Genomic DNA, 14,133 nt, shown 5'->3' on the forward strand with positions numbered 1-14,133 from the left:
TGTCTCGGGGCCGTCCGCTGTGCGCCGAGCAGTTCGATGACCGGGCCGTCGCCGCCCGGCTGTTCCGCGATGGACGCGAGGGCGGATAGCGAAATGGCCGTGGGAGTGTCGTGCTGGCCGTCATCCCGTGGCGCTGGCTGCGCGTGGGCCATATCGGCGCGATGTACCGTCCGCTCTCGCGAGAGCAACGAAGTCATGACCGGACTCAGGGGCGTCTCCTGATCGTCTGGCCTTCTGATGCTCCGTGCGCCGCAACCGCGCAGTGGCAACCACCTTGTGACAACCCTCCCTCACAAGGTTGCCGAACAGCACTCCTCATCCGCGCACTGCTGCGCGAATCCGCAGGTGAGACGCGCAACGGAAGCATGCTGAAGGTTCCACGCGGTGCACTGCAGGAAACTGGTCGAGCACCTCCGCCGGAACCGGGACAGCTCGAAGGAAACGCAGGTCAAGGCTGCTTTGAAGTGGGCTCCAGAATCGCCACGCACTCCACATGATGCGTCATGGGAAACAAATCGAACGCCCGCAACGTCCGCACCCGGTACCCGCCCTCCCGGAAGTACGCCAGATCCCGTGCCAGCGCGGCCGGGTCGCAGGCCACGTAGGCGATCCGCCGCGCCCCCAGCGACGACAGGTGCTCGACCGTCTTCCGGCCCGCACCGGCCCGCGGCGGGTCCAGGACGATGAGGTCGACCTCGGTGATGCCCGTGCGCGGGAGGACCGACTCGACCTTGCCCTGTTCGATGCGGACGCGGTCGAACGCGGCGAGGTTGTGCCGGGCGTCCTCCACCGCGCGCTTGCCGGACTCGATGCCGAGGACCGCGCCCGTGTCGCCGAGCCGGTCCGCGAGGGCGCCCGCGAAGAGGCCGGCCCCGCAGTACAGGTCCAGCGCCATCTCGCCCTTGCGGGGGAGAAGTCCCTGCATCACCGCGGTGACCAGGGTGTCGGCCGCCTTCGGGTGGACCTGCCAGAAGCCGCCGCTGCCGACCCGGTACGTACGGCCGTCCGCGCGTTCGCGTACGAAGGGGCGGCCGTGGACGCGGTGGACGCCACCGTCTTTGTCCTCGACTCGCATCACCGACACCGGCTTGTCCAGCTCCACGAGGGGCAACCGCGCTCCCGGCCGCGGCGTGAGGATCACCTGGCGGTCCTGCGAACCCGTCGCCGTGATCGCCTCGATGGACGCCATGCCCGTCCAGTCGCGCTTCTCGATGCCCAGCTCGGTCACTCCGGGGGCCGCGATCATGCAGTGGTCGATCGGCTCGACCTCGTGCGAGCGGTGGCGGCGCAGACCGGCCCGGCCGTCGGGATCCACCGCGTACTGCACCCGTGTGCGCCACGCCGGGACCTCGCCCGCCGGAAGCTTGTCGCCCTCAGCCGGCACCACCGTGCCGTCCCAGCCCGCCTCCTCCGGTGTGAGGCCCGCGAGACGCCGCAGCTGCTCGGCGACGACCTCGCCCTTGAGTCGCCGCTGGGCGCCCGGCTTGGCGTGCTGCCAGTCGCAGCCCCCGCAGCGGCCCGGCCCGGCGTAGGGGCAGGGGGCCTCGATGCGGTCCTTGGACGCCGACAGCACCTCCACCGCGTCGGCACGCAGGAAACGCGCCCCTTCCTCGCCCTCCGTCACCCGCGCGACGACCCGCTCACCGGGCAGTGCGTGCCGGACGAAGAGGACCTGGCCCGTGGACGTACGGGCGATGCAGTGGCCGCCGTGGGCGACGGGGCCGATCTCGACCTCGTACTCCTCCCCCACCAGCGATTTCTTCTCTTCTGCCTGCATGGCGGGGTGACTCCAAGACATAAAAGGGCGAGCGGCCGGACAACAGCCCACCAGTCTACGTGGGTGTCACCCGGCCGTTCACCACAAGCCCGTCGGTCAGCTCGTGCGGGTCAGCTCTTCGCGCTGGGTGCCTTGGGCTCCCTGGGCCGTTCCGCGACGCCCCGGCGCACCGCACCCGGCGCGTGCCACTCCTGCCGCTTGCGCGCCCGCTTCCGCGCCGCCTCGGAGGACTCCAGCTGGTACGGCACCGAGGTGACCATCACGCCCGGGGTGAACAGCAGTCTGCCCTTCAGCCGCAGGGCGCTCTGGTTGTGCAGCAGGTGCTCGTACCAGTGGCCGACCACGTACTCGGGGATGATCACGGACACCACGTCGCGCGGGGACTCCTTGCGCAACCCCTTCACGTACTCGATGACCGGGCGCGTGATCTCGCGGTACGGCGAGTCCAGAATCTTCAGCGGTACGTCGATACCGCGCCGGTGCCACTCCTCCTGGAGCGCCTTGGTCTCGGCCGCGTCGACATTGACGCTGAGCGCCTCCAGGGTGTGCGAGCGCAGCAGCTTGGCGTAGGCGAGGGCACGCAGCGTCGGACGGTGGATCTTCGATATCAGCACCACCGAGTGGACGCGGGACGGGCGTACGGCGTCGTCGCTCGGGCCCTCCGGTGCCGCGATCTCGTCGGCGACCCGGTCGTAGTGCTTACGGATCGCCGTCATCGTCGCGTAGAAGATCACCATGCCGACCAGTGCCACCCACGCGCCGTGCGTGAACTTGGTGACCAGGACGACGACCAGCACCAGGCCCGTGAAGAACGCGCCGAAGGTGTTGATGGCGCGGGAGCGGATCATGTGCCGACGCCTGGCCGGGTCCCTCTCCGTCCTCAGGTGACGGTTCCAGTGGCGGACCATGCCGGTCTGGCTGAGTGTGAAGGAGACGAACACGCCCACGATGTACAGCTGGATGAGGCGCGTGGAGTCGGCTCCGTAGATCCACACGAGCAGTCCGGCCGCGCCCGCGAGCAGCACGATGCCGTTGGAGAACGCGAGCCGGTCGCCGCGGGTGTGGAGCTGGCGCGGCAGGTAGCGGTCCTGGGCGAGGATCGAGCCGAGCAGCGGGAAGCCGTTGTACGCGGTGTTGGCGGCCAGGAACAGCACGAGGGCGGTGGCGGCGGCGAGCAGGACGAAGAAGAACGTGCCGTCGCCGAAGACGGCGGCCGCGACCTGGGAGATCACCGGGTTCTGGACGTAGCCGTCACCGACCGGGACGCCGTTCTCCAGCAGGTCGTGCGCGGGGTTCTCGGCCATGCGGACGTTGGTCGCCATGGCCAGGCCGATGATGCCGCAGAACATGGTGACGGCGAGCAGGCCCATCATCGCCAGGGTGGTGGCCGCGTTCTTGGACTTGGGCTTGCGGAAGGCGGGCACGCCGTTGGAGATCGCCTCGACGCCGGTGAGCGCGGCACAGCCGGAGGAGAACGCGCGCAGCAGCAGGAAGACCAGCGCGAAGCCGGCGAGCCCCTGGTGCTCGGCCTTGATCTCGAAGCCGGCGGTGGGCGCCTCCATCGTCTCGCCGAGGACCAGAGCGCGGAAGGCGCCCCAGCCGATCATGAGGAAGACGCCCGCGACGAACACGTACGTCGGGATCGCGAAGAGCTTCCCGGACTCCTTCACCCCGCGCAGGTTCATCAGCGTCAGCAGCACGATGATGCCGACGGCGGACAGCACCTTGTGCTCGACGACGAAGGGGATCGCGGAGCCGAGGTTCTCGACGCCGGAGGAGATGGAGACGGCGACGGTGAGGACGTAGTCGACGAGCAGTGCGCTGGCGACGGTGAGCCCGGCCTTCGGGCCGAGGTTGGTGTTCGCCACCTCGTAGTCGCCGCCGCCGCTGGGGTACGCGTGCACGTTCTGCCGGTACGACGCCACCACGGTGAACATCAGTACGACGACCGCGGCGGCGATCCAGGGGCTGAAGTGGTACGCCGACACGCCCGCGATGGAGAGGACCAGCAGCACCTCGCCCGGCGCGTACGCCACGGAGGAGAGCGGGTCGGAAGCGAAGACGGGGAGTGCGATGCGCTTGGGCAGGAGGGTTTCCCCCAGCCGGTCACTGCGCAGTGCGCGCCCGATCAGGATCCGTTTGGGCACGTCGGTCAGTTTGGACACGCAGAGGATCGTAAGCGGTCCGGGTACGGGGAGCCCAGTCTCCCCCACCCACGACCGGCCATCGGGCGGCGGTGCGTCCCGCCGTCTGCTCTCCGGGTGAATCGGGGTGAGGCGGGGTGAGGCGGGCTGCGGATTCCGTTACGGACGTCGTCCCCCTGGCTATATGACCACTCCGCCTCCCACCCGCCCTGGAGCCTTCATGACGCATGCCGCGGACCTCATCGGCGCCGTCGCCGAACTCATCGGCGCCGCCGCCGCACTCGTCGGTCTCGGTGTCCTGACCCTCGTCAGCGTCCGCAGCATCAGCCGCCGCTGAGGCGCGCCGAGCGAGTGCTCTGTGAGGCCCGGCCGCGTCGTATGTGGTCCATGAGGCGCCTTGCCTCACGACGGGCGGACAATAGAGCTCTTGCGTTCGGCTCGTGGGTTCGGCTCGGGGGTTCGGCTCGGGGGTTCGGCTTCTGTATCCGCTTGTGTGTTCGGCTTGTGTGTTCGGCTTGCGGGAGCGACGTTGGCCGGATCGCCACGGGGACCCCGGGCCCGTCATCGGCCCGTGCGGTCGGGCAGATACGTTGGACACAGGCATCCCGCAGGCGGCGCCCCGGGCCCCGGCCGGGGCAACGGCCGGAAATGACCGGCATCATGTTGCCTGGCGGCCCGCAAGCCGGCCGCATGTGTCGCCCGCCGAGCCGAGAGAAGGACATGAGCAAGACATGGACACGGGCCAGACGGCCTGTGGAAAGCGTGGTGTAGGCCGTGCACATTGTCATCATGGGCTGCGGACGAGTGGGCTCCGCTCTCGCCCAGACCCTGGAGCAACAGGGGCACACGGTCGCGGTGGTCGACCAGGACCCCACCGCCTTCCGCCGGCTGGGCTCCGGGTTCGGCGGCCGTCGTGTCACCGGCGTCGGCTTCGACCAGGACACCCTGCGCGAGGCGGGCATCGAGGAGGCGGGCGCCTTCGCCGCCGTCTCCAGCGGTGACAACTCGAACATCATCGCCGCGCGCGTGGCCCGGGAGATGTTCGGCATCGAGAACGTGGCGGCCCGTATCTACGACCCGCGCCGCGCCGAGGTCTACCAGCGGCTGGGCATTCCGACGGTTGCCACGGTCCGCTGGACCGCCGACCAGATGCTGCGCCGGCTGCTGCCCTCCGGGGCCGAGCCGCTGTGGCGCGATCCCACCGGTGGGGTACAGCTCGCCGAGGTGCACGCCTCGACGGCCTGGGTGGGCCACAAGATCAGCAAGTTGCAGGAGGAGACCGGCGTCCGCGTCGCCTTCCTCACCCGGCTGGGCGAGGCGATCCTGCCCACCTCGCAGACGGTGCTCCAGGAGGGCGACCTGGTGCACGTCATGATGCGCACGGACGATGTCGAGAAGGTCGAGGCGTCCTTCGCCGAGGGCCCCGATGAGGAGGGCGGTCACTGATGAGGGTCGCCATTGCCGGAGCCGGCGCGGTCGGCCGCTCGATCGCGGGCGAACTGCTGGAGAACGGCCACGAGGTCCTTCTCGTCGACAAGGCGCCGACCGCCATCTCGGTCGAGCGCGTCCCCCAGGCGGAGTGGTTGCTGGCCGACGCCTGCGAGATCACGTCGCTGGACGAGGCCGCGCTCCAGCGGTGCAACGTGGTCATCGCGGCGACCGGCGACGACAAGGTGAACCTCGTCGTCTCGCTGCTGGCCAAGACCGAGTACGGCGTCCCGCGCGTCGTGGCCCGCGTCAACAACCCCAAGAACGAGTGGCTGTTCAACGAGGCCTGGGGCGTGGACGTGGCCGTCTCGACCCCCCGCCTGATGTCGGCCCTCGTGGAGGAGGCGGTCAGCGTCGGCGACCTGGTCCGCCTGCTCCGCTTCAGCCACGGCGACGCCAACCTCGTCGAGCTCACCCTCCCCCCGGAGTCGGCCCTGGCCGGCACGCAGGTCGGCGAGGTCGCGTGGCCCGAGGACACCTCCCTGGTGACCATCATCCGCGGCACCCGCGTCCTCACCCCGACTCCGGACGACTCCCTGGAGGCGGGCGACGAACTGCTGTTCGTGGCCGCCCAGGCGCGGGAGGAACAGCTGGAGGACCTGCTGTCGGTACGGCGCCAGGACGCCACGGGCTGACTGCCGCTCGTACGTCGTCTGTATGTGGATGGGGGCGCCCGGAGATCTCCGGGCGCCCCCATCCACATACAGACGGACTCCACATGCAGGCGGAGGTGTCACATCTCCCGGCGGTGACGGCCCGCGCCCGCTTCGTCCTGCTCGCGTTCCGCGGCCCGGCGCTCCTCCTCCGCGCGTTCCTCCGCCTCCATCTCGGCGAAGACGTCGATGGGGGCCGGGGCCTTCGCCAGGAAGATCCACGTCAGCCATACCGCCAGCAGGAACGGCGGGATCTTCAACGCGACCAGCACCCAGCCGAGCTGGGTCGTGTCCGCCCACCAGTAGAGCGGGAACAGAATCGCGCACTTGCCGAGCAGGATCAGCCCCCAGGCGTAACTCGCCTTCGTGTACGCCTTCTTGCGGCCGGGGTTGCGGGTGCGCCAGGAGAGGTTCTCCTTGAAGACCGGGCCGAGGATCAGACCGAGCAGCGGTACGCCCGCGAGCGTCGTGATGATGTACGCGAGGGCGAGGCCCAGCGTGTAGAGCATGCCCGGCAGGTAGAAGTCCTTCGCGTTGCCGGTCATCATCGCGAAGACCACACCGAAGGCGACACCGAAGACACCGCTGAAGGCGTGCTTCATGGTGTCCCTCATCACCAGACGGACCACGACGAGCAGCAGCGAGACGACGAGGGCCGCGATGGCGGACGAGTGCAGGTCCTTGTTGATCGTGTAGATCGTGACGAAGAGAAGGCCGGGCAGGACCGTCTCGACCATGCCCCGGACGCCACCGAACGCCTCGAACAGCGCGGCCTCCGTCACCGCCCTCGAATCATCCTGGGCGTCTTCGGTCGGCTTGTCGAGCGACGTCACCGGCTACTCCCGTCCGAGCGGTCTCAGTTCGTACTTCGGATTGAACAGCACTCTACGGCCCCGGCTCATCGAGATCCGGCCGGATGCGATCAGCTTGCGCCCCGGTTCTATCCCGACGATGGAGCGCCTGCCGAGCCACACCACGTCCAGGGCTGCCGAACCGTCGAACAGCTCGGCCTCCAGCGCCGGGACTCCGGCCCGCGGGCGCAGCGTGACCGTGCGCAAGGTACCAGTAACCGTCACTATCTGCCGGTCGTGACAGTCGCAGATGCGCGTACAGCCCGCCGTGTCGGCGTCCTCGCGCAGCTCCTCGGACTCCAGGTCCTCCTGGGACGAGGACAGCCGGTCGAGCATGCGCCGGAAACGGCCCGCCGGCTTGTCGGAACGAGGGGCAGCACTCATAACGGAAAGCCTACCGGGGGCCACCGACACGGCATGAGCCCCTGTACGGCCCGTACGCCTACCTCTCGAACCGGTACCCCATGCCCGGCTCCGTGACGAAGTGCTTCGGATGCGACGGGTCCGCCTCCAGTTTCCGCCGGAGCTGGGCCATGTAGACCCGGAGGTAGTTCGTCTCCGTGCCGTACGACGGGCCCCACACCTCCTGGAGGAGCTGCTTCTGGCTGACCAGGCGGCCGGTGTTGCGGACGAGGACCTCCAGCAGATGCCATTCCGTGGGGGTGAGGCGGACGTCCCTGCCGCCCTTGTTGACCTTCTTCGCGACCAGGTCGACGGTGAACTCGCCGGTGTCCACGATCACGTCGTCCCCGCCGCCGCCGACGGGTTCGGCGCGGCGGACGGCGGCGCGGAGGCGGGCGAGGAGCTCGTCCATGCCGAAGGGCTTGGTCACGTAGTCGTCGGCGCCCGCGTCGAGCGCCTCGACCTTCTCGTCGGAGGAGTGGCGGGCGGACAGGACCAGGATCGGCACACGGGTCCAGCCGCGCAGCCCCTTGATCACCTCGACGCCGTCCATGTCGGGCAGACCGAGGTCCAGGACGACGACGTCGGGGTGGCGTGCGGCGGCGAGCCGCAGCGCGGTGGCACCGTCGTGGGCCGCGTCGACCTCGTACCTGCGTGCCTTCAGGTTGATCACGAGGGCACGCACGATCTGCGGCTCGTCGTCGACCACGAGCACCCTCGTGGCGGTCTGGGGGGTCCCCTCGGGGCTCATGAGACCTGCCTTTCCGGTTCTGCGAGTCGGGCGGGGGCCTGAGGGGCTTCCACAGCCCGGAGGGTGAGCACCATGGTGAGTCCGCCGCCGGGGGTGTCCTCGGCGTTCAGTGTGCCCTCCATCGCCTCGGCGAAGCCGCGGGCCACGGCGAGGCCCAGGCCCACGCCCGCGCCGCGCGGGGCGTCGCCATGGCGCTGGAAGGGCTCGAAGATGCGGTCCTTGGCGTCGTCGGGGACACCTGGGCCGCGGTCGACGACGCGGAGCTCCACGCGGTCCGCGAGCGCGCTCGCGGCCACCAGGACGCGTGCTCCGGGCGGGCTGTACTTGACGGCGTTCTCGACGATGTTGGCGACCGCCCGCTCCAGCAGTCCCGCGTCCACGGCGACCATGGGCAGGGTCTCGGGCACGTCCAGCTCCACGCTGTCCTCGGGCACCCCGCCGAGTGCCCACGGCACCACCTCGTCGAGGTCGATCTCCCGGATCAGCGGGGTGACGGTGCCGGTCTGCAGGCGTGACATGTCCAGGAGGTTGCCCACGAGGTGGTCGAGCCGGTCGGCGCCCTCCTCGATGCCTTCGAGCAACTCGGCCTGATCCTCCTCCGACCAGGCGACGTCGTCGGAGCGCAGGGAGGACACGGCGGCCTTGATGGCGGCGAGCGGCGTGCGCAGGTCGTGGCTGACGGCGGCCAGCAGCGCGGTGCGGATGCGGTTGCCCTCGGCGAGCGCGCGGGCCTGCTCGGCCTCGTGCCGGAGCCGCTGACGGTCCAGTACGACGGCGGCCTGCGCGGCGAAGGCGGCGAGCACCCGGCGGTCGGAGGCGGGCAGGACGCGCCCGGACAGCGCGAGCGCCATATGGTCGCCGACCGGCATGTCCACATCCGCCTCGTCCGGGCGCCCGACCGGCCGCCCACCGCCCACACGGCCCGCACAGGTCCACGGCGCCACGTCGCTCTCCCGTTCCAGGAGGGCCACCGACTCCATGCCGAAGGTCTCCCGGACCCGTTCCAGGAGTTCCTCCAGCCTGGTCTCGCCGCGCAGCACGCTGCCCGCGAGGAACGAGAGGATCTCGGACTCGGCGCGCAGCCGGGCCGCCTGATGGGTGCGTCGGGCCGCGAGGTCGACCACGGAGGCGACCGACACGGCGACGCCGACGAAGATCGCGAGGGCGACGATGTTCCTGGGGTCGGCGATGGTCAGCCGGTGCAGCGGCGGCGTGTAGTAGTAGTTCAGCAGCAGCGAGCCGAACGCCGCCGCGGCGAGGGCCGGGTACAGGCCGCCGACGAGCGCGGCGGCCACGGTCACCGCCAGGAACAGCAGCATGTCGTTGGCGAGGCCGAGGTCGACGGTGTTGAGCAGCAGCGCGAGGACGACCGGGCCGATGACTCCGGTCAGCCAGCCCGTGATGACCCGGGCCCGGCCCAGGCGCGCGCCCCGGGCGACGGGCAGCCCGCGTCCCTTGCCGGCCTCGGCGTGCGTGATCAGGTGGACGTCCAGGTCCGGTCCGGAGTCCCGGGCGACCGTCGCGCCGACCCCCGGCCCGAAGACGTACTGCCAGCTCTTGCGCCGCGACACGCCCAGCACGATCTGGGTGGCGTTCACCCCGCGTGCGAAGTCCAGCAGCGCCGCCGGGATGTCGTCGCCGACCACGTGGTGGAAGGTGCCGCCCAGGTCCTCCACCAGCGTGCGCTGCACGGCGAGTTCCTTGGGCGAGGCGGAGGTCAGCCCGTCGCTGCGGGCGATGTAGACGGCCATCACCTCACCCCCGGCCCCCTTCTCCGCCAGCCGCGCGGCCCGGCGGATCAGCGTCCGCCCCTCCGGCCCTCCGGTCAGGCCGACCAGGATCCGTTCCCGCGAGCCCCAGATCGCCGACACCCGGTGTTCGCTGCGGTACTCGGTCAGGTACTCGTCGACCCGGTCGGCCACCCACAGCAGCGCCAGTTCCCGCAGGGCGGTGAGGTTGCCCGGCCGGAAGTAGTTGGAGAGGGCCGCGTCGACCTTGTCGGGCTTGTAGATGTTGCCGTGCGCCATACGGCGGCGCAGTGCCTGCGGCGACATGTCGACCAGCTCGATCTGGTCCGCACGCCGCACCACCTCGTCGGGGAGGGTCTCCCGTTGCCGTACCCCCGTTATCGACTCGACGACGTCACCGAGCGACTCCAGATGCTGGATGTTCACGGTCGATATCACATCGATGCCCGCGGCGAGCAGTTCCTCGACGTCCTGCCAGCGCTTGTCGTTGCGGGAGCCCGGCACGTTGGTGTGGGCGAGCTCGTCCACCAGGGCGACGGCCGGGGCGCGCCGGAGCACGGCGTCCACGTCCATCTCGGTGAACACGGCGTCGCGGTAGGCCAGCTCCCGGCGGGGGACCTGTTCCAGGCCGTGGAGCATCACCTCGGTGCGCGGCCGGTCGTGGTGCTCCACGAAGCCCACCACGCAGTCGGTGCCCCGCTCCACGCGGCGGTGCGCCTCCGAGAGCATGGCGTACGTCTTGCCGACGCCCGGTGCCGCACCGAGATAGATCCGAAGCTTGCCTCGTCCCATGGCCTCATTGTCTTCCCGTCACAGCTGTGCACGCAGCGTCGACCTTACGGCCAACAATCACGACAAAGGGGGCGAGGGGGGTGGGCCGTGATCGGTCTTTGACGGAACTCTGACGCGGCGAGGACCGACCAATCGAGCAGGGGCCCGGCGAGCGGTCAGTGCTCCACGATCTCCCCGTCCCGCAGTTCCAGGACGCGGTCGGCGAGATCGAGAAGCGTCGCGTCATGCGTGGCGACCAGCGCGGTGACCCGCTCACCGCGGACGACGGCGCGCAGCAGCTCCATGACGGCATGGCCGGTCTCGGCGTCGAGCTGACCGGTGGGTTCGTCGGCGATGAGGAGCGAGGGGTTGTTGGCGAGCGCGCGGGCGATGGCCACGCGCTGCTGCTGGCCGCCGGAGAGCTCGCCGGGCCGCTGGTCGGCGTGGTCGGCGAGGCCCACGAGCGAGAGCAGCAGCTGGACGCGTTCCTCGCGCTCGCCGGGCTCCGTCCGGCGCAGCCGCAGGGGCACGCCCACGTTCTCGGCGGCCGTGAGGATGGGGATCAACCCGAAGGACTGGAACACGAAGCCGACGCGGTCCCGGCGCAGCTCCAGCAGCCCCTCCTCACCCAGCCCGGACAGATCGAGCCCGTCGACGGTGATCCGCCCCTCGTCCGGCTCGTCGAGCCCGCCGACGAGATTCAGCAGGGTGGTCTTCCCCGACCCGGAACGGCCCTTGAGGGCCACGAGCTCACCGCGCGGCACATCGAAGGAGACGCCGCGCAGCGCGTGCACGGCGGCCGCGCCTCTGCCGTACGAGCGGTGCACGTTCTCGACACGCACCATCGTGTCCCCCATGGCCCCTCGTCCTCCCCCGTCGGCCGGACGCCCAGTATGGTCACCGGGTGCCCGGCTGATCAATGGTTCGACGCGCCCCGAGGCCCCGCTTGCGAGCCGCCCCGAGTGCCGAGGGCCTCATGAGGTGCCAAGAAGTCCGGACATGACCATGGGCCGCACCCGTCTGGGTACGGCCCATGCGGTGCCGTGCGTGCGTACGGCTAGCGGACCTCGGTGATCTCCGGTCCGCGCTGCAGCTGCCCCATGCCGCCGGCGAAGCGGGAGCCCTGCTCCTCCTGCTGGACGCCTTCGGGGACCATCTGCGCGTCGTTCGGCAGCTTCAGGACGATCGGGTCGCGGGGGGCCATCGGGCCCTCACCGCGGACGACGACCGTGTCCCGGAAGATCTGCTCCAGCAGCCCCGCGGTCCCCGGCTCCACCGCGCCGCGGCCGGAGATCACACCCCGCAGGAACCAGCGCGGCCCGTCCACACCGATGAACCGTACGACCTGGAAGCCGCCCGTCCCGTCCGGCAGCTGCACCGGCACCTGGGCCCGCAGCTCCCAGCCCAGCGGCCCCTCGACCTCGTCGATGACGCCGCCCTGCTGTGTGATGCCGGTGGCGATCTCCTCGCGCACCTCGCCCCAGATGCCCTCGCGCTTGGGCGCGGCGAAGGCCTGCAACTGCACGGCGCTGTCGCGCAGCACGACGGTCGCCGCGACGATCGCGTCACCCGCGACCTCGACCCGCAGCTCCATGCCGTCGACCCCGGGCACGAAGAGTCCGCCCAGGTCGACGCGGCCCTCGCCGGGCTCACGCACCTCGGCGCTGTCCCAGGGTCCCTCGGGGCGCGGCGCGGGCTCCAGCCGTACGCGCTCACGCTCGCCTTCTTCGTCCGCCTCGGTGTCGACGCTGTCGACGACCTGCTCGGCCTCGCCGGCCGCGTCCTCGGCGGCACCCTTCTTCTTGCGACGTCCGAACACGTCACTGTCCTTCCCGGTCGGATACGACCGAAGCGTATCGATTCCCACCCGTTCTGCCGCCCACGGCGGCATGACCGCCAGTGGACCCGAAGCCCCCGTCGGCCCGCGCCGAGTCGGGAAGCTCCGCCACCTCCTGGAAGCGCACCTTCTCGACCTGCTGGACGACCAGTTGGGCAATCCGGTCGAAGCGCTCGAACCGCACCGGCTCGTGCGGGTCGAGATTCACCACGATCACCTTGATCTCCCCACGGTACCCGGCATCAACCGTCCCCGGGGCATTCACGAGGGCGACACCACAGCGGGCTGCGAGACCGGAACGCGGGTGCACGAAGGCCGCGTACCCCTCCGGGAGGGCGATCGACACCCCGGTGGGCAGAACCACTCGCTCCCCCGGCGCCAGTTCACGGGCCTCGGTGGTGCGCAGATCCGCGCCCGCGTCCCCCGGGTGCGCGTATTCCGGAAGGGGAACCTCCGGGTCGACGCGACGGATCAGCACGTTCACGGGCGCCCGGCTCACGGGTTCACCTCGAAGGCGCGGGCACGCCGGACCTGGTCCGGGTCGTCCATGGCGGCCCGGATCTCCTCCGGGCGGCCGTTGTCGATGAAGTGGTCGACCTTCACCTCGACGAAGAGCGCGTCGGCGCGGACGGCGACGGGGCCGTCGGGGCCCCCGATACGTCCGGTGGCGGTCGAGTAGATCTTCCGTCCGGCCACGGCGGTCACCCGGGCCTCCAGATGCAGCACGGTGCCGACGGGCACGGGCCGCACGAAGTCCGTCTCAAGCCGCCCGGTCACGGCGATGGTGCGCAGCAGCCAGTTGAGCGAGCCCAGGGTCTCGTCGAGCGCGGTCGCCAGGACACCGCCGTGGGCGAGGCCCGGGGCACCCTGATGGGCGGGCTGCACGGTGAACTCGGCCGTCAGCGAAACGCCCTCACCGGCCCTGGCCTCCAGGAGCAGCCCGTGCGGCTGCTCGTCCCCGCATCCGAAGCACTGGCCGTAGTGCGCCCCGAGCAGCTCGCCGGGGGCGGGCGCCGCGGGGTGCCGCACGGGCGCCAGGGCGTCGGCCGGCGGCTTCAGGGTTGAGGAACTACCACTCACAGCCGCAGACCTTACCCGCCCGCCCGTCTCCCACCACCGCCCTACCGGACAGCGCTCCACACAGCGCCACGGCCCTACCGGACGGTCCTCCGCGCGGCCCGCCCCGATTCCTGCACAAGTCAGGCACCGTGCCAAGCTTGTCGCCATGCAGCCTTCCTCGTCGCCGTACGAAGAACGTCTCACCGCGCCCCGCTCCTGGTGGCTGATGTGCGCGCTGGTCGGCGTGGCCATGGCCCTGGTCCTGCTGCCCTTCGGCACGCTCCCGCTGCTGGGCGGGCTGGTCGGGGGCACGGCGGTCTCGGCGGTCGTGGCCAGCTCGTACGGCTCGGTCCGCATCCGCGTCGTCGGCGGCGCGCTGATCGCGGGCGAGGCGAAGATCCCGGTGAGCGCACTCGGCGACGCCGAGGTCCTGGACCCGGAGGAGGCCCGTTCCTGGCGCACGCACAAGGCCGACCCGCGCGCCTTCATGCTCCTGCGCGCCTACATCCCCACGGCCCTGCGCATCCCGGTCACCGACCCGGCGGACCCCACGCCCTACGTGTACCTCTCGACACGGGAGCCCGAACGCCTGTCAGCGGCCCTGGAAACGGCTCGGACCACGGTGTAGGTCCCGAGTACGCCTGGATCCGTA

The 14,133-nt window shown here is 70.7% G+C and carries 13 protein-coding genes; 3 read left to right on the plus strand and 10 right to left on the minus strand.

Annotated elements, in window-relative coordinates:
- Positions 1-448: 448 nt before the first annotated feature.
- The gene (locus tag IE262_RS27755) at positions 449-1,777 is read right to left on the minus strand and encodes a class I SAM-dependent RNA methyltransferase (protein ID WP_189877538.1); all 1,329 of its coding nucleotides are present in this window, start codon (positions 1,775-1,777) and stop codon (positions 449-451) included.
- A gap of 110 nt (positions 1,778-1,887) precedes the next feature.
- Entirely contained in the window at positions 1,888-3,942 is a 2,055-nt protein-coding gene (locus tag IE262_RS27760; RefSeq protein WP_189877539.1) for an APC family permease, read from the minus strand.
- Between the two features lie 753 nt (positions 3,943-4,695).
- Between IE262_RS27760 and IE262_RS27765 the strand changes: the two genes are divergently transcribed.
- Together IE262_RS27765 and IE262_RS27770 are read left to right on the plus strand one after the other, a co-directional pair.
- Positions 4,696-5,367: a potassium channel family protein gene (locus tag IE262_RS27765; RefSeq protein WP_131563533.1), complete on the plus strand. Its 672-nt coding sequence runs from the start codon at positions 4,696-4,698 to the stop codon at positions 5,365-5,367.
- Complete coding sequence (locus IE262_RS27770; protein WP_134040591.1) at positions 5,367-6,044, plus strand: potassium channel family protein; 678 nt, start codon at positions 5,367-5,369, stop codon at positions 6,042-6,044. The genes IE262_RS27765 and IE262_RS27770 overlap by 1 nt, the downstream gene beginning before the upstream one ends.
- 98 nt (positions 6,045-6,142) lie before the next feature.
- On the opposite strand, the gene IE262_RS27775 is transcribed toward IE262_RS27770, so the two are convergent.
- The 8 genes from IE262_RS27775 to IE262_RS27810 form a co-directional block, all read right to left on the minus strand.
- The gene (locus IE262_RS27775) at positions 6,143-6,895 is read right to left on the minus strand and encodes a DUF3159 domain-containing protein (protein ID WP_189877541.1); all 753 of its coding nucleotides are present in this window, start codon (positions 6,893-6,895) and stop codon (positions 6,143-6,145) included.
- Between the two features lie 3 nt (positions 6,896-6,898).
- Positions 6,899-7,297, minus strand: a complete 399-nt coding sequence (locus tag IE262_RS27780; RefSeq protein ID WP_131563530.1) for an OB-fold nucleic acid binding domain-containing protein — start codon at positions 7,295-7,297, stop codon at positions 6,899-6,901.
- A gap of 58 nt (positions 7,298-7,355) precedes the next feature.
- The gene (locus IE262_RS27785) at positions 7,356-8,066 is read right to left on the minus strand and encodes a response regulator (protein ID WP_134040589.1); all 711 of its coding nucleotides are present in this window, start codon (positions 8,064-8,066) and stop codon (positions 7,356-7,358) included.
- Positions 8,063-10,606: an ATP-binding protein gene (locus IE262_RS27790; RefSeq protein WP_134040588.1), complete on the minus strand. Its 2,544-nt coding sequence runs from the start codon at positions 10,604-10,606 to the stop codon at positions 8,063-8,065. Before IE262_RS27790 ends, IE262_RS27785 begins: the two co-directional genes overlap by 4 nt.
- Positions 10,607-10,761: 155 nt before the next feature.
- Positions 10,762-11,442, minus strand: coding sequence for an ABC transporter ATP-binding protein (locus IE262_RS27795; RefSeq protein ID WP_134040587.1), 681 nt, complete (start codon positions 11,440-11,442; stop codon positions 10,762-10,764).
- Positions 11,443-11,642: 200 nt separating this feature from the next.
- Positions 11,643-12,404 (minus strand): DUF3710 domain-containing protein, encoded by a 762-nt coding sequence (locus IE262_RS27800; protein WP_134040586.1) that lies wholly within the window; start codon positions 12,402-12,404, stop codon positions 11,643-11,645.
- A gap of 1 nt (position 12,405) precedes the next feature.
- A complete protein-coding gene (dut, locus tag IE262_RS27805) occupies positions 12,406-12,921 on the minus strand; it encodes a dUTP diphosphatase (protein WP_189877544.1) in 516 nt (171 codons plus the stop codon).
- Positions 12,918-13,502: a PaaI family thioesterase gene (locus IE262_RS27810; protein ID WP_134040584.1), complete on the minus strand. Its 585-nt coding sequence runs from the start codon at positions 13,500-13,502 to the stop codon at positions 12,918-12,920. Before IE262_RS27810 ends, dut begins: the two co-directional genes overlap by 4 nt.
- Before the next feature lie 145 nt (positions 13,503-13,647).
- On the opposite strand from IE262_RS27810, the gene IE262_RS27815 reads away from it, so the two are divergent.
- Positions 13,648-14,109, plus strand: a complete 462-nt coding sequence (locus tag IE262_RS27815; RefSeq protein ID WP_189877546.1) for a DUF3093 domain-containing protein — start codon at positions 13,648-13,650, stop codon at positions 14,107-14,109.
- Positions 14,110-14,133 lie beyond the last annotated feature (24 nt).

Source organism: Streptomyces bluensis (assembly GCF_014650715.1).
GTDB classification, from domain to species: domain Bacteria; phylum Actinomycetota; class Actinomycetes; order Streptomycetales; family Streptomycetaceae; genus Streptomyces; species Streptomyces bluensis.

Coding starts and splice junctions, on each gene's coding strand:
- IE262_RS27790 (WP_134040588.1), bottom strand. CDS start 10,606: ATGGGACGAGGCAAGCTTCGGATCTATCTCGGTGCGGCACCGGGCGTC.
- IE262_RS27795 (WP_134040587.1), bottom strand. CDS start 11,442: ATGGGGGACACGATGGTGCGTGTCGAGAACGTGCACCGCTCGTACGGC.
- IE262_RS27770 (WP_134040591.1), top strand. CDS start 5,367: ATGAGGGTCGCCATTGCCGGAGCCGGCGCGGTCGGCCGCTCGATCGCG.
- IE262_RS27780 (WP_131563530.1), bottom strand. CDS start 7,297: ATGAGTGCTGCCCCTCGTTCCGACAAGCCGGCGGGCCGTTTCCGGCGC.
- IE262_RS27785 (WP_134040589.1), bottom strand. CDS start 8,066: ATGAGCCCCGAGGGGACCCCCCAGACCGCCACGAGGGTGCTCGTGGTC.
- IE262_RS27815 (WP_189877546.1), top strand. CDS start 13,648: ATGCAGCCTTCCTCGTCGCCGTACGAAGAACGTCTCACCGCGCCCCGC.
- IE262_RS27755 (WP_189877538.1), bottom strand. CDS start 1,777: ATGCAGGCAGAAGAGAAGAAATCGCTGGTGGGGGAGGAGTACGAGGTC.